This window comes from Leeuwenhoekiella palythoae, assembly GCF_020310025.1.
GTDB classification, from domain to species: Bacteria; Bacteroidota; Bacteroidia; order Flavobacteriales; family Flavobacteriaceae; genus Leeuwenhoekiella; species Leeuwenhoekiella palythoae.
On the sequence record NZ_CP084318.1, the window covers coordinates 1465201 to 1487469 of the forward strand.

At 40.8% G+C, this 22269-nt stretch carries 19 protein-coding genes and 1 tRNA gene; 15 read left to right on the top strand and 5 right to left on the bottom strand.

Annotated elements, in window-relative coordinates:
• Position 1: 1 nt before the first annotated feature.
• The 3 genes from LDL79_RS06080 to LDL79_RS06090 all read right to left on the bottom strand — a co-directional run bounded on the left by LDL79_RS06080 (position 2) and on the right by LDL79_RS06090 (position 5089).
• Positions 2-2929 carry a SusC/RagA family TonB-linked outer membrane protein gene (locus LDL79_RS06080; RefSeq protein WP_225599549.1) on the bottom strand — a complete coding sequence of 976 codons (2928 nt, stop codon included), beginning with the start codon at positions 2927-2929 and terminating at the stop codon, positions 2-4.
• Positions 2930-3250: 321 nt separating this feature from the next.
• Positions 3251-4933 (bottom strand): DUF6377 domain-containing protein, encoded by a 1683-nt coding sequence (locus LDL79_RS06085; protein ID WP_225599550.1) that lies wholly within the window; start codon positions 4931-4933, stop codon positions 3251-3253.
• 76 nt (positions 4934-5009) lie between these two features.
• Positions 5010-5089: transfer RNA gene (locus LDL79_RS06090), tRNA-Leu, on the bottom strand.
• Between the two features lie 133 nt (positions 5090-5222).
• On the opposite strand from LDL79_RS06090, the gene LDL79_RS06095 reads away from it, so the two are divergent.
• From LDL79_RS06095 to LDL79_RS06165, 15 genes are all read left to right on the top strand, one after another.
• Positions 5223-6164, top strand: coding sequence for a ribose-phosphate pyrophosphokinase (locus LDL79_RS06095; RefSeq protein ID WP_072980558.1), 942 nt, complete (start codon positions 5223-5225; stop codon positions 6162-6164).
• A 26-nt stretch (positions 6165-6190) separates the two neighbouring features.
• Positions 6191-6829, top strand: a complete 639-nt coding sequence (locus LDL79_RS06100; RefSeq protein WP_072980560.1) for a 50S ribosomal protein L25/general stress protein Ctc — start codon at positions 6191-6193, stop codon at positions 6827-6829.
• 270 nt (positions 6830-7099) lie between these two features.
• On the top strand, positions 7100-7666 hold the full coding sequence (gene pth / locus LDL79_RS06105; protein WP_225599551.1) for an aminoacyl-tRNA hydrolase: 567 nt from the start codon (positions 7100-7102) through the stop codon (positions 7664-7666).
• A 1-nt stretch (position 7667) separates the two neighbouring features.
• A complete protein-coding gene (locus tag LDL79_RS06110) occupies positions 7668-8603 on the top strand; it encodes a bifunctional riboflavin kinase/FAD synthetase (RefSeq protein ID WP_225599552.1) in 936 nt (311 codons plus the stop codon).
• A complete protein-coding gene (locus tag LDL79_RS06115) occupies positions 8596-9954 on the top strand; it encodes an HTTM domain-containing protein (RefSeq protein WP_225599553.1) in 1359 nt (452 codons plus the stop codon). The genes LDL79_RS06110 and LDL79_RS06115 overlap by 8 nt, the downstream gene beginning before the upstream one ends.
• A 140-nt stretch (positions 9955-10094) precedes the next feature.
• Entirely contained in the window at positions 10095-11363 is a 1269-nt protein-coding gene (gene serS / locus LDL79_RS06120; RefSeq protein ID WP_225599554.1) for a serine--tRNA ligase, read from the top strand.
• Between the two features lie 86 nt (positions 11364-11449).
• Complete coding sequence (locus tag LDL79_RS06125; RefSeq protein WP_225599555.1) at positions 11450-13234, top strand: tetratricopeptide repeat protein; 1785 nt, start codon at positions 11450-11452, stop codon at positions 13232-13234.
• A gap of 80 nt (positions 13235-13314) precedes the next feature.
• On the top strand, positions 13315-13641 hold the full coding sequence (locus tag LDL79_RS06130; protein ID WP_072980570.1) for a DUF4286 family protein: 327 nt from the start codon (positions 13315-13317) through the stop codon (positions 13639-13641).
• Positions 13642-13672: 31 nt separating this feature from the next.
• Positions 13673-14524, top strand: coding sequence for a 16S rRNA (adenine(1518)-N(6)/adenine(1519)-N(6))-dimethyltransferase RsmA (gene rsmA / locus LDL79_RS06135; RefSeq protein WP_225599556.1), 852 nt, complete (start codon positions 13673-13675; stop codon positions 14522-14524).
• 140 nt (positions 14525-14664) lie between these two features.
• The gene (gene mgtE, locus LDL79_RS06140; RefSeq protein WP_072980574.1) at positions 14665-16017 is read left to right on the top strand and encodes a magnesium transporter; all 1353 of its coding nucleotides are present in this window, start codon (positions 14665-14667) and stop codon (positions 16015-16017) included.
• A gap of 69 nt (positions 16018-16086) precedes the next feature.
• Positions 16087-16497 (top strand): acyl-CoA thioesterase, encoded by a 411-nt coding sequence (locus LDL79_RS06145; protein ID WP_225599557.1) that lies wholly within the window; start codon positions 16087-16089, stop codon positions 16495-16497.
• Between the two features lie 18 nt (positions 16498-16515).
• Positions 16516-17460 (top strand): 2-hydroxyacid dehydrogenase, encoded by a 945-nt coding sequence (locus LDL79_RS06150; protein WP_225599558.1) that lies wholly within the window; start codon positions 16516-16518, stop codon positions 17458-17460.
• A 73-nt stretch (positions 17461-17533) separates the two neighbouring features.
• Positions 17534-18136, top strand: coding sequence for a MarR family winged helix-turn-helix transcriptional regulator (locus tag LDL79_RS06155; RefSeq protein ID WP_225599559.1), 603 nt, complete (start codon positions 17534-17536; stop codon positions 18134-18136).
• A gap of 6 nt (positions 18137-18142) precedes the next feature.
• Positions 18143-18544 (top strand): VOC family protein, encoded by a 402-nt coding sequence (locus tag LDL79_RS06160; protein ID WP_225599560.1) that lies wholly within the window; start codon positions 18143-18145, stop codon positions 18542-18544.
• A 20-nt stretch (positions 18545-18564) separates the two neighbouring features.
• Positions 18565-19056: a GNAT family N-acetyltransferase gene (locus tag LDL79_RS06165; protein WP_225599561.1), complete on the top strand. Its 492-nt coding sequence runs from the start codon at positions 18565-18567 to the stop codon at positions 19054-19056.
• Here the strand turns inward: LDL79_RS06165 and LDL79_RS06170 are convergent.
• Both LDL79_RS06170 and LDL79_RS06175 read right to left on the bottom strand, forming a co-directional pair.
• On the bottom strand, positions 19043-20875 hold the full coding sequence (locus LDL79_RS06170; protein ID WP_072980585.1) for a lysophospholipid acyltransferase family protein: 1833 nt from the start codon (positions 20873-20875) through the stop codon (positions 19043-19045). The two genes, LDL79_RS06165 and LDL79_RS06170, sit on opposite strands and share 14 nt — an antisense overlap.
• A gap of 137 nt (positions 20876-21012) precedes the next feature.
• Entirely contained in the window at positions 21013-22266 is a 1254-nt protein-coding gene (locus tag LDL79_RS06175; RefSeq protein WP_225599562.1) for an aspartate kinase, read from the bottom strand.
• Positions 22267-22269 lie beyond the last annotated feature (3 nt).

Sequence of the window (22269 nt, forward strand, 5' to 3'; positions counted from 1 at the left end):
TTTAGAAATTTAGATTTACACCAAATGTGAAAATTCGTGGTCTTGGGTAGAAGTTGTTATCGATACCTCCGCTTATTTCAGGATCTAATCCGTCATATTCGGTGATGATCAACACGTTTTGCGCAGAACCATACAGTCTCAACGAAGCATCGTCAAATAACTGCGGAAACGTGTACCCAAGGGTTATGTTATCAAGTTTAAAGAACGAGGCGTTTTGCACGTAATAATCACTCTGCAAACTAGACTCTGTAATGGTCTGAAAACCTGTGTTGAAATAATCTCTGTGTAAATTGGTGAGAATGCTATTTTCGGTAGCACGTACTTCATACGATCTGCTCGAAGCCATATTGTTGTATGCATAATTTCCTAAGCTCGCACGCGTTACGATCGCCAAATCCCAGCTCTTGTAGTTAAGGTTTGTATTAAGCCCCATTGTAACATCTGCAAACGGATCTTTATACAAGTAGCGATCATCATCATTGATCTGATTATCACCGTTGCGATCTACAAAAGCACCCTCAATAGGACGACCATTATCATCATACACTTGCTTGTACACCCAGTAGCTAAACGGAGTATACCCTTCTTTGTGAAGTTGCACGGTATTACCGGTTCCTCCTGAAATCCCACCTACTTCAACTTGATCAGGAAGGTTAGTGATTTCGTTATCGTTATAAGCAACGTTATAGCCTATTCTCCAAGTAAAATCTTCAGTTTGAATTGGAGTTACGTTCAGTTCAAACTCGATACCCTTATTCTCCATATCTCCAATATTCTTGTTGATCTTATTAGAGAAATTGGTAAATGGATCTACCGTTACAAAACTGATCAGGTCCTCAGTTTTCTTAAGATAAGCGTTTAACGAACCCGTTACACGGTTGTTGAATAAGGCATAATCAATACCCGCGTTAAAGGTCTTACCTACTTCCCAGCGCAAATCTTCATTGTACGCATCTGGACGATAGGTTTGATAATAAGTATCTCCAAACTGATAGTTGGCATTTGATCTACTTCCGGTATAATTGGTCAAGAAAAGATAATCTCCAAGACCGTTTACGTTAGCGATCTCACCATAACCTACGCGTAATTTCAGCTGGTTGATGGTTTCAGAATTGAAGAAATCCTCATTGTTGATATTCCAAGCTACTGCAAATGATGGGAAATATCCCCAGCGATCATCCGGATTCAACTTAGAAGAGGCATCCGCACGCATCGTAGCGGTTAATAAATAGCGATCGTCATAGTTATAGTTTGCACGACCAAAATAAGAAAGTAGGGTGCTTCTCCATTTATCAATAAATTCGGCATCATTACCTTCTTCTTGTGCTTCGCTATCAAAGCTGTAGTTATCATATTCAAAACTTTGATAAGAATAACCGGCAACAGCGTTTAACGAACTCTTCCCAAAATCTTTGTCGTACGTTAAATACGCATCAAAAAGCTGGTTAGTTGCCCTGTTGATGTAATTAGAATATGAACCATTCCAATCTAATTGCGAAGAAGGCATATTTTCTGAAACAATAGTTCTTCCGTGGCTATTGGTTTTGTCTAGACCAATGTTAACCGTAGCGGTGATATCTGAGAAAAAATGCAGCTTATAATCAATTTTAGCATTTCCTATAAATCTTCTGATCTCTGCAGAATCGTCCTTTTCATTGATCAACGCGATTGGGTTTGTGGGGGAAAGGCTATTCTGAATAAAGCGATCTGCTTCAGCATTATAAATATACCACCCGTTGTAGTTTGAAAATGGTGAATCTGCACTATAGATAGGTTTTGTAGGATCGTAATCTACCGAAGCTCCAATCGCATCACGATTGGCAAATTCGTTTTCGGTGTACATTCCGCGGGCGTTGATTTCAGCCTTTAAATAACCATCAAGTACACTAGGTCTTAAACTTACCGAACCTGTAGTTCTGGTAAAGTTATCACCACGTAAAACCCCATCCTGATTGGTATACCCTAATGAGGCACGTACCGGCATAAAATTACCTACATTTCCGGTGGTGCTGATGTTGTGCTCTGCACCCATCGCCTCAGTATAGATCTCTTCTTGCCAGTTTATAGAAGCGTTTCCTAAACGCGCTCTCGCCGCATCATTTCCAACTCTGTTCACCAGCGTTCTAAACTCATCGCCATTCATCACATCTACATAATTTGTAGGTCTATACACCGTAGTTGCACCGCTGTAGTTGAATTTGAATTCGGTTCCTTTTCCTTTTTTGGTTGTGATCAAAATCACCCCGTTTGCTGCTCGCGAACCGTAAATCGCCGTTGAAGATGCATCTTTAAGCACGGTCATACTTTCAATATCGGCCGGGTTGATAAAGTCTAACGGGTTACGCGATCCACCCACATTGCTGTTGTCTAACGGAATCCCGTCAACAACATACAAAGGCGAACTGTTTAAAGAAATCGAACCAATACCTCGTATATTGATGTTCTGCCCCTCACCAGGTGCTCCACCTCCTGAGGTTACTGTAACCCCGGCAATCTTACCGGTGATCAACTGCCCAGCGGTGTTCACCTGACCTTTATTAAAATCTTCGGTCGACACTTGATTTACTGCACCAGTCGCATCTTTTTTGGTCACACTACCATAACCAATAACCACGACTTCATCTAGGCTGGTCTGGTTTTCTTCTAACGCGACATTTACTGTGGCTTGCCCGGTATACGTGATTTGTTGCTCGGTAAAGCCCAAAAACGAAAACAACAAAACATCACCTTCATTCACGTTGTTGATGGTGTAGTTTCCGTCAAAATCTGTAGTAGTACCATTGCTGGTACCCTGTACAATGATGTTTGCTCCGGGAATAGACATTCCTGTTGCCTTCTCGGTCACTACTCCCGTTACTGAGTTTTGCGCAAAGAGTGCTACAGGAACCATAAAGAGCAAAAACCTTAAGCTTTTGAAAAGTTCTCTCATAAAATTTACATTCATTAAATAGTTGCTAATGCTTGTTTCTGTTTTAAGACTCACTTTTTTTTGAAAACGTTTGCGTCAAGCGGAATGACTTATTACGAAATCGTATTCTTAAAATGAATCTAAAAGTTAATTGTGTATCAGATTAGGTCAATAATCCACATACAGAGCAAATTTGAAGATTTTAGATGCTGATATTACGTGAAGAAAATTTTATATAGAAAATAAAAGCAGAATATTCATTATAAAAAACTGAATCTTAAATATTTGTGATTTATTCTTAGTGTTTTTTATATAGAAATTATATAGTAAAATGACCGAATTTTATTGCTTGATTCGGGTTTTTTCAAGCAACATTTGATCAAAATCCTTCTTATCTAAAAATGATTTATTCCTAATTTTAGTCTTGTAAGCGTAGATCGAATTAACAGAATACCCTAAAATCTGGGCTATAATTTCATTATGCTTAATTCCGAGACGAATCAGTGCAAAGATGCGAAGCTCTTTATTTAACAATTGGTCTTTTTTCAACTTGATTTGCTCTTCCGGTTTGAGCAACGCATTGAATTCTGCAATGAAATTGGGAAACAGTTTTATAAACGCTTCATCAAAACTTTCAAGCAATTTTTTCTTTTCCTTCTTCAAGTCATAAACCGTGGTCAAATATTTAATGCGCTCTAAATTATTAGACTTTAGGTTGCGCTCAATCCCGGTCTTGAATTCTTTGAACTTCTCAAAAATATCAGCATCCTGTGTAAAGAAAAAACCGATGTATTCCTCTTTAATTGTATTGGCTTCCAGCAAAAGATCATTAACCCGATTGAGTTCTTCATTTTGAGAGTGTACCGTCTCATTAACCTCTACAATGCGATCATTTTTGACTTGCAGATCATTGTGCGCCACGAGCAGCGCCTTTCTAGCACGTTTAAGTCGGCGTAGTTGCACGTAGGTAATTATAGCCAAAGCCAACAACACCACAAGTAAAATACTCAACATTATATTTTGCTTAGATAACCTCGCGCGCTGTGTTTCGACCTGATTAATAATTTGTTCTTCTATATTAGGTAAAATAGCTCCAACACGTATTTTACGTTGTTGAGCCCCATAAGCTTCAGCATCTGCGTTGGCTTTTTTGATAAATACCGAAGCTAGCTTAACATCGCCTTTTTTAAATAAAAATTCAGCCAACTGAATCATCGACAGGTTTTCTTTAGCCGAAGATTTTATATCTGCTATAGAAGATTGCGCAAGGTGCTTTATAGCCAGTTCCTCTACCCCCATTTGCACATAAATATCTCCTAAAACCGAATTGACCACCGCTTGCGATCTCAGGTCATCCCGCATAGCTAACGACGGCTTAAGATCTTTGAGCGCTTCTTCAAGATTTCCGTATTTAAAATTTAAGTAGCCGCGCAGCATAATGAAATCCCACGTATCAGGAACGGCGAGCTCTAAAGATTTCTGATGATATTCTTTAGCGCGCTTACGGTAAAGATCAGAGTAATAGGAAATAGTACTATAGTCTGCCATATCGCTATAACAGCGCCCTAACAAACCATTTAAGGAAAAACGAATGTCTTTGGGAATATCATCAAGATCAGCATCATTCAAGTAAGCCAGCGCTTCACTAAACATTCCTGCGGAAACACAAACATTGGCCAAATCTAGTGTCGTTTCGGCGATCAAACGTTCATCGCCTAACTGCTCAGCAAGAAGCTTAGATTGTATCGCATACTTGAAAGCCGAATCTTGCTTGAAAATTCGGTATTCAAAAAAAAGAGCTCTGTTTAAATCAAATTGCTGCTGTACCGAAGCACCATCAAGTGCATAGAGTTGTTTTGACAAGTCATTGATGCGCTCCACTTTAATACGATCGTAAGCATCAGATTGCTCAATGGTTTGCAGCAGCTCGTCTAAAACATCATTTTTTTGAGCAAAAATTTCACCGCAAAACAACACCAAGCAAAAATTAAAAATAAGTGCAGTATGTTTTGTCGTGATATTCATATGTTATTTTGATGCGCTTAGAAGCTAAATATAGTCAAAACTAAAAAAGCCTTTAAGCAATGCTTAAAGGCTTTTGTACCCCGGGTGGGAATCGAACCCACACTCCTAAGAACTGGGTTTTGAATCCAGCGCGTCTACCAATTCCGCCACCGAGGCATTAATGGACCGCAAAAGTAATAAAATTTCTCAATCTTCGATCAAATAAATAGCAAATAAATACTTAGAAGCCAATTTAATTTATACTTTTGCAGCCTCTTATACTTTTAGCAAATCTAAACATAAGATAACCATGTCATTATCAGCCCCTGATGCGAAAATTTTTCCCTGCACACAAAGCAGGGATTTAGCCGAAAAAATAGCGAAGGCTTACGGGCAACCGCTGGGCAAGATAATTACATCAACCTATAGTGACGGCGAGTTTCAGCCTTCTTTTGAGGAGTCTATTCGCGGTTCACGCGTTTTCATTATTGGCTCTACGATGCCAAGCAGTGAAAACTTGATGGAAATGTTGCTTATGTTAGACGCTGCAAAACGCGCTTCGGCACGTCATATTACAGCAGTGTTACCGTATTTTGGTTGGGCACGTCAAGATCGCAAAGACAAACCTCGCGTTCCTATCGCAGCAAAATTGGTGGCTAACTTATTAGAGACGGCAGGTGCAACCCGCATCATTACGATGGACTTGCACGCTGATCAAATTCAGGGATTCTTTGAGCGCCCGGTAGATCACCTGTTTGCTTCAACAGTGTTCTTACCGTATTTAGAGTCGCTTAATTTACCAAACTTAACAATCGCATCGCCAGATATGGGCGGTTCTAAAAGAGCTTACGCCTATTCTAAAGCTTTAGATTGTGATGTAGTTATCTGTTACAAGCAGCGCGAGAAGGCAAACGTAATAAGTCATATGGAACTTATTGGGGATGTAAAAGGGCGCAATGTGATTCTTGCAGATGATATGGTAGATACTGCCGGAACCTTAACTAAAGCTGCAGACCTAATGATGGAACGCGGCGCGCTTAGCGTGAGAGCAATATGTACACACGCACTGTTAAGTGGTAATGCATATGAGCGTCTTGAAAACAGTAAACTTCAAGAACTTATAGTTACAGACAGTATTCCGCCGAAACAGGAAAGCAGCAAAGTGCGTATTTTAAGTTGCGCCGAATTGTTTGCTGATGTAATGCATCGTGTTCACAGTAACACATCGATTGCATCAAAATTTTTAATGTAATTTATTAATACTTAATATATAATTAAATGAAGTCAATCACGATCACAGGATCTAAAAGAGAAAGCGTGGGCAAAAAGGCAACTAAAGCCCTACGTAATGCTGGAGAGGTTCCTTGCGTATTATACGGAGGAGACGAGCCAGTTCATTTTAGCGCACCAGAGCTTGCGTTTAAAGGTTTGGTTTATACTCCAGATGCGCATACCGCGACGTTGGAGCTTGACGGAACTACCTACATGGCAATCCTTCAGGACATCCAATTTCACCCGGTTACAGATCGCATACTTCACATCGATTTCTATCAAATCTTTGAAGGTAAAGAGGTAACTATGACTATTCCTGTACACTACGAGGGTAACTCTAGAGGTGTACGTAACGGTGGTGTATTACGTAAAACATATCGTACACTCCGCGTTAAGGCATTGCCTAAAAACCTTCCTGATTATGTTGTTGCAGATATTACCAAACTTAAAATTGGCGATAAATTATACATCACAGGAATCGAGCAAGGAGAATGGAAATACCTTCACCCAGACAACACTGTTGTTTGTCAAGTTAGAACTTCACGTAACATGGTTGAAGACCTTGATGATGAGGATGAAGATGAAGAAGGAGCAACTGCAGAAGGTACAGAAGCTACTGAACAAGCTGCTGACGCTGCAGAATAAGTTGAAAAACCTATCTGATCTTAAAACACCCGCACTGGCGGGTGTTTTTTTTTGACTTTTCTTGAACACCTTGGTTTTGCAATTTTCTGATAAGCTTAACCCTATTCTGCGTCCAAAACGCAACAAAATCATAAATTTGCGCAAAGGTTTACTTGCTTTGCTTTAACGCTTCGGCAAGTGCTTTTAAAAGCTTTAAAACACGATTCTCTTAAAATGACATCAAGCTTTTTCAGCAAGCTTTTCGGTTCAAAAATAGAAAGCATTGATCCTATGAATAAATACCTAATTATAGGTTTGGGGAACATTGGGCCCAAATATGATAACACACGGCATAACATCGGCTTTAAGATCATTGATGCCTATGCCAGCGAAAAAGAAACCTCCTGGTCTACCGAAAAACTTGGCGATATCGCCTACACTAAAGTACGAGGTCGCACCGTAGTTTTGCTCAAGCCTAACACCTATATGAACCTTAGCGGCAAAGCAGTTAAATACTGGATGCAGAAAGAGAACATCAGTATTGAAAATATTCTGGTGATCACAGATGATCTCAATCTGGAATTTGGCACCATTCGGGTAAAAAGCAAAGGCAGTGATGGCGGACACAACGGATTAAAAGACATTCAAAACCAGCTTTCAACAACTAAATACCCGCGCTTTAGATTTGGTATTGGTGATCGCTTTAGCCGTGGCAAGCAAATAGATTATGTTTTGGGCGAGTGGGATAAAGACGAAGAGCTTGATATGCCAGAAAGACTAGACATCTCGTGCAAGGTAATCGAAAGTTTTATAGCTTCGGGAATAGCAAATACGATGAACGCTTACAACGGAAAATAAATTGAAACAGCATACTTCAGCAGATACATTTGACGGTCTCAAAGGCACGGTAGTCACTATCGGAACTTTTGACGGTGTGCATCTGGGACATCGTAAAATCATAGATCGCCTCTTGGCGAGCGCACAAAGCAACGACCTAGAATCTGTAGTTCTTACCTTTTTTCCGCATCCGCGTATGGTGCTGCAAAAAGATACAGGCATCAAACTCATTAACAGCATAGACGAGCGCATTGCACTTTTAGAAGCTTCGGGTCTCGATCATTTGATCATTCACCCGTTTACTAAAATTTTCTCGCGTCTTACCGCAGAAGAGTTTGTAAAAGATATTTTAGTAGATCAGTTAAAAGCCAGAAAAGTCATTATAGGTTATGATCATCGTTTTGGCCGTAACCGTAATGCCAATATTGAAGATCTAAAGGCTTTTGGAACGCAGTATGATTTTGAAGTTGAAGAGATTTCTAAGCAGGACGTAGATGACGTTGCAGTAAGTTCAACAAAAATCAGAAAGGCCTTAAATGAAGGTGATCTTACAAAGGCTAACGAGTATTTAGGCTACCCGTTTATGCTTAACGGTATTGTTTCTCGCGGAAAAGGATTGGGTAAAAAATTCAATTATCCTACAGCCAATTTAAAGATCAAAGAAACCTATAAGCTCATTCCGGCAAAAGGCGTTTATGTCGCTAGAGCCAGCATCAACGGCAAAGAGGTTTACGGTATGATGAGCATTGGCACCAACCCCACCGTGGGTGGAAGCGATCTTACTATTGAAACATTTTTCTTTGATTTTGATGCTGATCTTTATGATCAACATTTGCAAATAGAATTGCTCACCCGCATTAGAGATGAGAAAAAGTTCAATTCGGTTGACGAACTTATCGCTGCTATGCAGGCTGATGAACGATTTTCGCGTGATTTTATCCAAAAAATAGATGCTTGAACGGTGGTTGTATAAACGTGTAGACAATAGTGCCCTCATCGTATTCAGGGCGATTTTTGGCTTTCTAATTACCGCCGAAGCCTGGGGCGCGATCGCCACAGGATGGATCAAACACACACTTCTTGAAGGAGATTTTACCTTTAACTTTATAGGCTTTGACTTTTTGCAGCCGCTTCCCGGTGATGGGATGTATTACTATTACGGCCTGATGGGGCTCTTTGGCGTTTTTGTGATGCTTGGTTTCAAATACCGTTTTAGCGTGATCGCTTATGGCTTGATGTGGACTTGCGTCTATTTGATGCAAAAATCCTCATACAACAACCATTATTACCTTTTAATGCTTTTACTGGGAATCATGGCGTGTCTCCCGGCACATAGGTACTTATCGCTAGATGTAAAGTTCAATCCTAAATTGAAAAAAATAAGTATGCCTCGCTGGGTGTACATCATCATTATCGCTCAGTTATGGATTGTGTACACCTACGCCTCTATCGCTAAAATATATCCAGATTGGCTTGATGCAAGTATGGCTGCGCAACTTATGGCAGCACGCAAAGACTATTGGTTAGTGGGTGATTTCCTGCAACAAAATTGGGTGCATTGGAGCATCGCTTACGTAGGTATCTTATTTGACGGTCTGATCATTCCGGCTTTGTTATTCAAGCCTACACGCAAAGTGGCCTTCTTTATATCTATATTTTTTCACCTGTTCAACTCCTTTATCTTCCACATCGGGATTTTCCCGTATATGTCACTTGCGTTCACGCTTTTCTTTTTCCCTGCGGAAACTGTGCGTAATATATTTTTAAAAGGAAAAGAATTGTACTCGGGTAACGAAATCATCAAGCCCAAAACGTACAAACCCATCGTAGCGCTTTTTGGCCTCTACTTTGTAATTCAGATCGCGCTGCCTTTGAGACACTGGATCATTAAAGACGATGTATTATGGACCGAAGAAGGCCATCGCCTCAGTTGGCGTATGATGTTGCGCTCTAAAGGCGGAAGAATAAGTTTTAAAGTCATCGATAAAAAAACCGGTCTTGAGCAAAGCTTCAATTATCGTAAAATGCTCTCGCGGAAACAACAGCGCGTGGTAGCCACAAAACCAGATGTAATTTGGCAATTCTGCCAACGCATAAAAGAAGATTTCGCCAAAGAAGGCAAAGAGGTTGCCATCTATGTGAATTGTAAAATCAAGGTTAACGATAGTGATTTTCACACCTTGATAGACCCTAAAGTCGATATGGCCGCTGCTTCCTGGGATTATTTCTGGCACAACGAGTGGATTCTTCCTTCCCCATTGCACAACGAAAAAAGAAAACCACCATACGCTCCTGAAGGTCTTCAGTAATATTTTGAAGCATTTTTAAAGTGGAGAAGTCTGCGTGGCAAACCTTCAAAATTTAGTCTGAACGCGATTAGACTTGTTTGTTTAAACTTGGTTTGTTTTCAGTGGCATTTATGTATTTTTGCCGTCTAAAATTTAAAGCCATGCTACACGTTACAGACATTCGTGACCACAAAGAAGATTACATAAATGCGCTAACTAAGCGTAATTTTGATGCAACTGAAGTGTTTGAACAAGTGCTTTCACTTGACGAAAAACGCCGTAGCACGCAAGCCTCCTTAGACAATACTCTAGCTGAAAGCAACAAACTCTCTAAAGAGATCGGGATGCTTTTTAAAAATGGTGAAGCTCAAAAAGCAAACTTGCTTAAAGAGCGCACCGGTAAATTAAAAGAAGATTCAAAAAATCTTCAAGAGGTGCTAAATGCAACTGTCGAAGAACTTGATCAATTGCTATATACGATTCCTAATATTCCGCAAGTGAGCGTTCCTGCAGGAAAAAGCGACGAGGATAACGAAGAAGTTTTCCGCAAGGGTGATGTTCCTGTTTTGGCAGAAGGCAGCCTTCCGCATTGGGAATTGGCAAAAAAGCATGACATCATCGATTTTGAATTAGGAACTAAAGTAACCGGAGCCGGATTTCCTGTTTATAAAGGAAAAGGAGCTCGATTACAACGCGCGCTTATCAACTATTTTCTCGATAAGAATACCGCAGCCGGATACAACGAAGTTCAAGTGCCACACTTGGTAAATGAAGCTTCCGGTTTTGGTACGGGCCAGCTTCCTGACAAAGAAGGTCAAATGTATCACGTAGGCGTTGATGATCTTTATTTGATTCCAACCGCTGAAGTACCGGTGACTAATATGTTTCGCGACAGCTTACTTGAAGAAAAAGAGTTGCCTATTACGTGTACCGGGTATACACCGTGTTTCCGTCGTGAGGCGGGCTCTTACGGGGCGCACGTACGTGGTCTTAACCGCCTGCACCAGTTTGACAAAGTTGAGATCGTTCGCATTGAGAAAGCTGAAGATAGCGACGCTGCCCTTGACGGAATGGTAGAACACATAAAAATGATCTTAGACGAGTTAAAGTTACCATATAGAATTTTGCGCCTTTGTGGTGGTGATCTCGGTTTTACTTCAAGTCTTACTTATGATTTTGAAGTGTTTTCTACCGCACAAGATCGCTGGTTAGAGATCAGTAGTGTTTCTAACTTTAAAACCTTTCAGGCAAATCGTTTAAAGTTGCGTTACCGCGATGCAGAAGGCAATAAACAGCTTGCGCACACCCTTAACGGTAGCTCACTAGCATTACCCCGCGTACTTGCCGGAATTCTTGAAAATTATCAAACCGAAGATGGAATCACCATTCCTGAGGTGCTTGTACCCTATTGCGGTTTTGATAAAATTTAAGCAACAAATACTAGCATAACCGGGCTTTCGTTTTAGAAGCAGGAGACTGCTTGAACTTTAGTATCTTTAACTAAAATCGAAAGCCTGTGTTACGCGTATTTTTCTTAGCTCTTTCTTTACTTGGCTTTTTGCCACTTCAGGCTCAAGAAGATCTTCTTGCGCGTAATTATATGCAACAAGGCGCTTATGAAAAAGCCGCGCTTTTATATGAAGGATTGGTAGCAAAAACTCCCGGAAACACCAATCTGGTAACCAGCTTGGTTGAAGCGTATCAGCAATTAGAACAGTACGACAAAGCCGAGAAAGTACTGTTAGAAACGCTTGAACTGTCTAAAAATCTAGTCTACATCAAAGTTGATTTGGCTTACAATTATCAATTGCAAGGCTTGGATGCTAAAGCGCAACAACTCTATAAAGAGGTTATTGAGCAGGTAAGCGCAAATCCGCCACTAGCAAGTATGGTAGGCCGAACGTTTAAAAAATACAACCTGCTAGACGAGGCTGCCACAACTTATACTTTAGCAAAAGACGCCGGCTTAAACAGCGTTTATATCAATGTGGAACTGGCCCGCATTTACGGCGAGCAGGGCAACATTGAGCAGATGTTTGATGCGTATATCAACCTTATTTTAGAAAGTGACCGGTATCAAAGTCTTGCACAGCGCGCATTTAATGATTTCATTACTGATGATCCTCAAAATGAAGCCAACGGTATTTTTAGAACACTGCTGCTAAAAAGACTTCAAGACGATCCTAATCTACTTTACAACCGTTTGTTAAGTTGGTTGTTCATTCAGCAGAAAGAATACAACAAAGCATTTATTCAAGAAAAAGCGATCGCACGACGCACAAATGATCTTAATGGCATTTTTACTCTTGCAAGTGTAGCCAAAGAAAATGAAGCTTTTGAGCTGGCAAGCACGATTTATCAATACCTGGTAGAGCAAGCGCCAAGCGACGAGATGCGCCTGTTTGCACATCAAGAATTACTGGATCTCAGGGTTCAAAAGAACGATCAGGCAGATTTTGCTAGCATTGAAGCGGCATATAAAAGTTTGCTTAATCAATTTGGTACGGCTGCCGAAACGCTTGATCTACAAACTAAATACGCACACTTTTTAGCCTTCAATCAAAATAAAAAGGAAGAAGCTTCGGCATTTTTAAAAGAAACACTCAATTTAAAACTGAATCGGTTTCAAGAAGCCCGCGTTAAAATGGAACTTGCCGATATTTTGGTTCTTGAGGAACGCTTCAACGCAGCATTGATCTATTATTCTCAAATTCAGAAAAATTTAAAAGACAATATTCTGGCCCAAGAAGCACGATTTAAAGTCGCAAAAACCAGTTATTACAAGGGTGACTTTGAGTGGGCAAAAACACAGCTGAAGGTTTTAAAATCTTCTGCTGAGCAATTGATCGCTAACGATGCTCAAGATTTGTATTTACTGATTACAGACAATACTGTGGGTGATTCTACTCAAACGGCACTAAAGACTTTTGCTAAAGCAGATCTGTTACTTTTTCAGAACAAACAGGATGCAGCGCTAGAGGTTTACAATACGCTTTTAGCTGAACATAAGGATAAAGCCATTGAAGATGAAACCTTACTAGAACAGGCTAAAATCTTTGAAAATAAAGGTCTATACAACCGTGCGGTGCAAAATTACCAGCTTATTTTAGAGAAACACGGTGACGATATTCTTGCAGATGATGCGCATTATCGCTTGGGTAATTTATATGCAAACAAACTGGAGCAACCCGAAAAAGCAAAAGAGCAGTACGAGAAGATCATTTTTAATTTTGCTGACAGTATTTTTTATGTAGATGCGCAGCAAAAATACCGCAAATTAAGAGGGGACGCGATCAACTGATGTGTATCTTTGCCGACCAAAAAAAAGATGACCTGCCTTAGGGTGATATTTCCTATGGTGGTGCTAAATAAAATTGCGCTATGATTATATATAATGTTACGGTAAATGTTGATGACAGTGTACACAGCGACTGGTTGTACTGGATTCGCAATGAGCACATCCCAGATATGCTTGCTACCGGGAAATTTGTAAAAGCCCTAATGACCAAAGTTCTGGTCAAAGAAGAAATGGGTGGCCAGAGCTACTCGATACAATACACTGCAAAAAGCAAAGATTCTCTTGCCCGCTATTATAAAGAAGACGCACCTAAACTTCGTGAAGAAGCCGGGCGTTTTGGTGATAAAGTACTTTCGTTTAGAACAGAGCTTGAGATCATCACCGAGCAAACCGAATTTAAACCGCAGTAATCGTTTAAGCCTGCATTTTTAAATCCTATTGATGAAAAAAAAGTTTACCCGTACGCATAAAAAAGCCGCTTCAGAAGATCCTGTGAAGGCTAAAAAGTATTTGGGTCAACACTTTTTGAAGGATGAAACTAGTGCAAAAAAAATAGCTGAAACCTTAAGCTATGACGGATATTCTGAGGTTTTAGAAATTGGTCCGGGTACCGGTGTGCTCACAAAATATTTGTTGCGTAAAGACAGTAATGTAACTGCGATGGACCTTGACAGCGAGTCTATCGTGTATCTCAATCACAGCTTTCCGTTAGAACATCCACAACTTATGGAAGGCTGTACTTTAAATGTTGTAGAAGCCGACTTTCTCAAGTTTGATCTCAGCAAATTATACGGGGATCAAGCTTTTGCCATTACCGGGAATTTCCCATATAATATTTCAACGCAAATCGTGTTTAAAATGCTGGAGTGGCGCGATCAGGTGCCAGAATTTAGCGGAATGTTTCAGAAGGAAGTGGCGCAGCGCATTTGTGAGCCAGAAGGCAGCAAAGCTTACGGCATTCTTTCGGTATTAGCACAGGCTTTTTATGATGCCGAATATTTATTTACCGTTCCGCCCGGTGTTTTCAATCCGCCGCCTAAGGTAGACAGCGGAGTTCTAAAACTCACCCGTAAAGCCAATTACAAAGATCTTGCTTGCGATCCTGATCAATTGTTCAAAGTAGTTAAAATGGCATTTCAGCAACGGCGCAAAACCCTTAGAAACAGTCTTAAGCAATTAGAACTCAGCGACAGCTTTCGCGAAAGCGAAATCTTTAACAAACGCCCAGAGCAACTGAGCGTAGCGGCCTTTATTAAACTCACTCAAGATATTGCCGAAGATTTAGCAAAGTAGGCCTTATCCCAAGCCAACAACAATATCGTTTTCGGGCTTAGCCGGGCGGTAAATGTATCTTAAACCCCACGCAATCTGTGTTGAGTTTATTTATATTTGCCTGACTCAAAAAAATACAAACCCTCAATAAAGTAGCGACTATGGCTTTTGAACTTACCGAAGACCTTATAGAGCAAATTGAAAACTTTATCGAGGTTGGTGATGACACCAGTATTCTTGCACTTTTAGAGGAAGTTCACCACGCTGATATCGCCGAGATCCTTGATGAGATCTCTACCGAAGAGGCCACCTACCTGATCAAACTTCTGGATAGTGAGAAAACTTCTGAAGCGCTGATGGAGCTTGACGAAGGCTATCGGGAAGAAATTCTGGACAACCTCTCGCCTCAAGAAATTGCAGACGAACTTAACGAACTAGACACCGATGATGCGGTTGACTTTTTATCTGAATTAGATGAAGATATCCAGCGTCAGGTTATTGATGCGATTGAAGATGAAGAGCATGCGCGCGACATTATTGAGATGTTGCGGTATGATGAGGATTCTGCCGGTGGTCTTATGGCAAAAGAGCTCGTACGCGTGCGCGAAACGTGGACGGTTGCCGGTTGTGTGCGTAAAATGCGGGCGCAGGCGCAAAATGTGACTCGGGTACATTCGGTTTATGTGGTTGATAAAAATGATCATCTCATCGGAAGGCTTTCTTTAAAAGACCTGCTGACCGCCGAAGCCAAGTCTAAGATTTCAGACATTTATATACCCAATGTAGATTCCGTAAACGTGCATGATACCGGCGAGGATGTAGCCCGAATTATGCAAAAATATGATCTTGAAGCGGTACCGGTCGTGAATGATGCCGGTGTGCTACTTGGGCGTATTACGGTTGATGATATTCTCGATTTTATACGAGATGAGGCCGATGAAGATTACCGAATGGCGGCAGGTATTTCTCAGACGGTAGAGGCTGACGATAACCTATTTAAACTAACCAGAGCGCGACTGCCGTGGTTGATGATCGGGATGTTTGGCGGTCTAGGGGCTGCAAGTATTATTACCGGTTTCAACAGTATTTTTGAAACTTTTCCTAAGCTGCTCGTTTTTGTTCCGCTTATTCAGGCAACCGCCGGAAACGTAGGCGTTCAATCTAGTGCGATCGTCGTTCAAGGATTGGCAAACGATTCGCTTAAAGGCAATATCGCCGGCCGTTTACTCAAAGAATGTGCTTTGGCGATTATTAATGGTCTTGCCATCGCAACGGTTGTTCTCGTCATCAGTCATTTTTTCTTTGAAACCACCTATTTAGAGTCGGTAAGCATTGGGGTTGCGATCATTGCCGTTATTATTTTAGCCGCCTTGATCGGTACTTTTATTCCGATTGTATTAGACAAAAGAGGTATCGATCCCGCTGTAGCTACAGGTCCGTTTATCACCACCAGCAATGACGTCTTTGGTATTCTCACCTACTTTTTAATTGCCAAGCTCATTCTGGGCTTTTAATGGTATTAAATTCTTCTCAAAACCACTAATAACAGTCACGCTCCCTTAAGAGTTTCGTATTTTTGAGCAATGATGAATGCAAAAACGTTTAAGCTCAATATTACAGTTCCTGCCGAAGCAATTGACGGCTTAGGCCACGTAAATAACGTGATCTATTTACAATGGGTGCAAGATGTCGCTGAAGCACATTGGCAGCATAATTCCACCGAAGAAATGCTACAAAAATATGCCTGGGTTGCTTTGGAGCACACGATCAAATATCACGCTCCGGCCTTTGAAGGGGAGCAAATCACAATTGAGACTTGGGTAGAAAAATTTGAGGGCGTTCGCTCTATTAGACGCACTAAAATCTTTAGACCTTCAGATAACAAAGTTCTTGCAACTTCGATCACAAATTGGTGCCTTTTGAATATGCAAACCCGCAAACCACTACGCGTTCCGGAGTCGTTCACCGCATTTTATGAGGAAGTTAATCAATAAGCATCTTATCTTTTTACTATGAAAATTTTACATATAGACAGCAACCACGAATTGATGATCGAGCAACTCAAAGCCGCAGGTCATATCAATGAGGAGGACTATACATCTTCAAAAGAGGAGATCGAAGCAAAAATCGAGCAGTATGAAGGTGTGGTTATTCGCAGCAGATTTAAGATCGATAAGCAGTTTATTGATGCTGCCGCCAATCTTAAATTCATTGCCCGTGTGGGCGCCGGTCTGGAGAGCATAGATATTCCTTATGCGGAGTCAAAAGGAATCGCTCTAATCGCAGCACCAGAGGGTAATCGCAATGCAGTTGGGGAACACGCTTTAGGGATGTTGCTGATGCTTTTCAATAAACTAAAGCAAGCTGATGCCGAAGTGCGCTCTGGGCAGTGGAATCGGGAGAAAAACCGCGGTTTGGAACTTGAAGGCAAAACAGTAGGACTCATAGGTTATGGGAATATGGGAAATGCATTTTCTAAAAAGCTGAAAGGCTTTGACTGCGAAGTGCTCTGTTATGATATTCGCCCTAATTTGGGCAATGAGAATGCCACACAGGTGAGTTTAGAAGAACTTCAGCAACGTGCAGATGTTTTGAGTTTACATACCCCGTGGACGCCACTTACCGATAAAATGGTGAATACTGAATTTATCAACGGATTTAAAAAACCATTTTGGCTTATCAATACCGCTCGCGGAAAAAGTGTAGTGACTGAAGCACTTGCCAATGCTTTAAAAAGAGGAAAGATCTTAGGTGCAGGACTTGATGTGCTTGAATATGAAAAACTCTCTTTTGAAAATCTGTTTACAGCTACCGAGCAAATGCCTGAACCGCTACAATACCTAATTCAGGCTGAAAATGTAGTGCTTACTCCCCACATCGCAGGCTGGACAGTTGAAAGCAAGATTAAACTCGCACAGACTATTGTTGACAAAATTCTAGCATTAGCAACTAAATAGGATTCCATACTACCGGCGCAAAATCGTTGGTTTAAAGGCTTTTTTTGTAACTTAGGAGTGGTAACACACTTCTATGCAACACATTTACGATCCTGATTTTCAAAACAAAGATTTAGCTGCGAAAACAACGGCTGCCTTTGATAAGCTGGCTGATGCTTTTAAAACAATGCAGTGGGCAAACCAAAAAGAAAATGGCTTCTCCCCGCTACAACAAAAATTAGTTTTCTTTATTGCCTATCATGGTCCTTCTGAAAATACCGTAAGCAATTTGGTTGAAGAATTTCAAGTTACCAAAGCAACGATCAGCGATTGTGTCAAAACGCTTGAACAGCGCAGACTACTCACCAAAGTACTCAACTATAAAGACAACAGACGTTTTCACATTACGCTTACCGAAAAAGGAAAAGAAGTCGTTGCACAACTTACCGAACCTGCAACACCCATCTACAAAGCTTTAGAAACAGAATCCTCTGAAGATTTAAAGCTGCTTTATACTAGTTTGTTTTCCATACTATCTACATTGAATAAAGAAAATACGGTTACTTTAAGCAGGTCGTGTCAAGATTGCAAAGCCTACCGTTCAGACGGAATCAATCATGCTTTTTGTATGCAATTACGCACGCAACTGCACCCAGAAAATCGAAGAATAGATTGTCCTAAACATCAACCTAAATAATACAGTATGAAAAATAGAGTAACCGGATTAGGCGGATTTTTCTTTAAAACCCAAAATCCTGATGCAATTAAAGCCTGGTATAAAACGCATTTAGGCATTCCTACAGACCAATACGGTTGGACGTTTTGGTGGCGCGATGAACACGGAAATAAATGCTCGACACAATGGAGTCCTTTTCAGCAGGATACATCTTATTTTTCTCCAAGTGAGAAGCAGTTTATGATGAACTTCAGAGTTGAAAATTTAGTTGAATTGCTAGAAGTACTTAAACAAGAAGGTGTCGAGATCGTAGGGGAAATAGAAGAGTACGATTACGGCAAGTTCGGTTGGATCTTAGATCCTGAAGGCAATAAAATTGAACTTTGGGAGCCTGTTGATTCCGTATTCTTAGATGAGAGTGAAAAATAACATTCCATATTCCTGAAACTATGGATCTTCTAATTCGACGATTTAAGCCCGAGGATTATCCTGAAGTCGCTAAGATCTATCAAGCAGGGATTGACACCCAAATCGCAACCTTTGAAACGGAGGCTCCCGCATTTGAAGCTTGGGATTTACGTTTTTGCAAAGCGTGCAGACTAGTTGCCGAGGTTGATCATAAGGTTGCCGGCTGGGCAGCGTTAAGTCTGGTTTCTAAACGAGTAGTATATCGCGGGGTTGCGGAAGTCACAGTGTATGTCGCACCGCAACATCAAGGTAAAAAAATAGGTTTTCAACTTCTTGAAGCACTTATTCAAGCGAGTGAACATGAAGGCTTCTGGACGCTAACTGCACATATTTTTCCGCAGAATAAAGCCAGTATTCACGTGCATCAAAAGTTAGGTTTCAAGCTTCTAGGAATTCATGAAAAAATCGCTCAACGCAATGGTAAATGGCAGGATAATGCACTTCTAGAACGTCGAAGTACTAAGATTCTTTAGCCGACTCATCCTCGTTGCGTGCCTGCTCCAGCTTCTGCTCTAATTCAGCTTGAAATTCTTCCAGAACCGGCTTTACGGTACTTTCCGGAAGATCTTCGATCTTGATATACATGAGCCCGTCAATAGCGTCATTAAACAAGGGATCTACATTAAAAGCGATCACTTTTGCATTCTGCTTGATGTATTTTTTGATCAACACCGGGAGACGTAGATTACCGGTTTCCATCTCTTCAATGATCTTGTCAAACTTATTGAGATCAGCTTCAGTCTCATCAAAAACAAATTCTTTATCGGCATCTTTCAGCTTAACCTTAAATTCCTTTTTCGGTCTGATGTACTGCGCGATATACGGATCGTAATAGTGCGAACGCATAAACTCGATCATCAGCGACTTAGAAAAATTAGAAAACTGATTGCTGATACTCACGCCACCAATAAGGTATTTATGCTCAGGAAAACGCAAAGTGGTGTGCACAATTCCGCGCCACAATAAAAAGAGCGGCATCGGCTTTTGTTGGTATTCTTTAATCACAAATGCGCGACCCATTTCTATGCTTTCGCCCATCATTTTATGCAGCTCAGGTTCAAACCTAAATAAGCTTTGCAAGTAGAAACCATTGATACCATGTTCTGGCATAATATGCGCTCCAAGTCCCATTCTATAAGCTCCGGCGATTTTTTTGCTATCCTCATCCCAAAGAAATAAATGATGGTAATGATGATCATAGCGATCCAGATCTGTAGGTTCGTTAGTACCTTCTCCTACTTCTCTAAAGGTGATCTCGCGCAAGCGCCCAATCTCATTTAAAATGTTGGGAATAATCTCTGCGGAAGCCAAAAACACCTCATAATTCTTGCTCTGTAAAAGTCTTTTCTCGTTCTCACGAAGCTTGTTCACTTCTTGCTCAATGAGTTCAGCTTTAACTTCGTTGGCGATCTTCTTAGGCTCTTTAGGAGTTTTTAAAGATTGCGGAATAGTGCTCAAAAGCGATGATTTTTTCTCAAAAGTCTTCGCCAGAATATAGGTTTTACGTCTTAGGAATTCCGTGAAATCCTCTAAGCTTTCGTGCTCTTTTTGCGCCTTAACCGAAATCGGATTCCCGATACGCACGTGAATGGTACGTTTTTTCTGCGTAAGCAGTTCCGAAGGAAGTTTAGCCGTACGCAAAGTGTCGCTGATGCGTGAAAGCTGATAGAACAACCTGCTGTTTTTAGCGTGAAAATAAATAGGAACCACAGGAACTTCTGCGCGCTTAATGAGTTTCATCGCAGCTTCTTCCCAGGGTTTATCAATGATAAGCTTGTCATCTTTATACGTAGAAACTTCCCCCGCAGGAAAAATCCCTAACGGATGCCCGTCACGCAAATGTCTGATCGCCTGTTTGAATCCGGCGATGCTTGACTGTGCATCCTTATGATCTTCAAACGGATTTACCGGCATCACATAAGGCTTTAATGGCTTGATGCGATGCAGCAGAAAATTTGCGATAATTTTAAAGTCAGGACGCTGCTCTATGAGTAGTTTCAGCAATAAAATCCCATCAATTCCACCTAGTGGGTGGTTACTTATGGTAATGTAACTTCCGGCTTTGGGCAAGCGCTTTAAATCTTCTTCGGGGATTTCAAAATCGATCTCAAATTCGTTTAGAATCGCATTGAGAAACTCAAGATCGCTTAAGTGTTTGTTGCGGTCATAGATCTCGTTTGCTTTAGAAATCTTGAGCACTTTCATCAAGGTCCATCCCATAAACGTACCCGCAAAACCAAATTTATCTACGTTGATTGCCTTTGCAACTTCTTTTGCGGTAACTAATCCCATGAACTTTGTGTATTCAAAAAAATCTTTGCACCCGGCAAAGATGATATATTATATTTTCTTTGATGCAAGGTCTTACGCTTTGCAAAACCCCACTTTATAAGTAGGAAACAAAGATAGCAAAAAACGCAGCAAGCGCGCTATAAAGACACCAGCTGAACGGTATTTTGCATCACTTGTTTTAATAGAATTTCTTTGTCTTTCTCTAATTTGGCCAGCGCTTCATCTGTGGCGTGACGTAAGGTATACAGCGATACATTCTCGTGTACCGTTACTTTAAAATCGGCACGCAGCTTAGCCACCAACGCGTCTAGATTTTTATATTTATTATCTACACAAACCGAAAAACTAATCGCTGAATTCTGGATCAGATCCACTTTCATTTTAAACATTCCCAGCAGTTTAAAGATCTCTCCGATATTTTCTTCCGCCATAAAAGAAAAATCTAAAGAAGATAGCGCAATGAGTACCTGATCGGTTTTTCTAATATAACACGGAATCAAGGGCTCGATTAAAGTTCCTGCACTCACTTGAGTGCCGGGCTGCTCCGGATTCAAAAAAGACTTTACAAAAAGTGGTATTTCTTTACGCTGCAAAGGCTGAAGCGTTTTAGGATGAATCACCGAAGCCCCATAAAATGCCAACTCTATCGCTTCTTGATAGGAAATAAAGTTAAGCAGCGTCGCGTGTTCAAAATAACGTGGATCTGCACTTAACACTCCGGGAACATCTTTCCAAATGGTAACGCGCTCAGCATTGAGGCAATAGGCAATAATGGCCGCAGTGTAATCGCTTCCTTCTCTGCCTAACGTGGTTGAGAATCCGTTAGGATCTGAAGCGATAAAACCTTGCGTAAGCTGTATTCCTTTTTTTGGAAGTTTTCTGCTCAAATTACGCATCGTAAGCTCCCAATCTACTTTTCCCTCGCGGTAATTGGTGTCGGTTTTTAGATAATCGCGCACATCGTGCCAAGTAGTTCGGTAACCTTCTTTCTCCAGAAATGCATTTACGATGGTAGTACTTAACAATTCGCCATAGATCACTACCTGATCGTAAACAAAATTATAGTCGGGTGATTTGTTGCGTTGTAAAAAGCCTTTTAATTCTTCTAGTAAAGCTTGAATTTGTTTAAAGACCGGAGCCGAAGGATTTTCAAAAAGTTCTAAGGCAATATTGTGATGAAAAGCCTCAACGGTCTCGATGGTATCGGTTTTAGCATTGGCATCAAAGTAGGCAGCTACCACATCCTCAAGCGCGTTAGTCATTTTGCCCATCGCCGAAACAACAATCACAAGATCTTCAACTTGCGTTTGTTCTAAAACCTTCACCAAGTTCTTTACTCCTTCTGCATTTTGAACCGAAGCTCCACCAAATTTATAAACCTGAAATCCCATAGG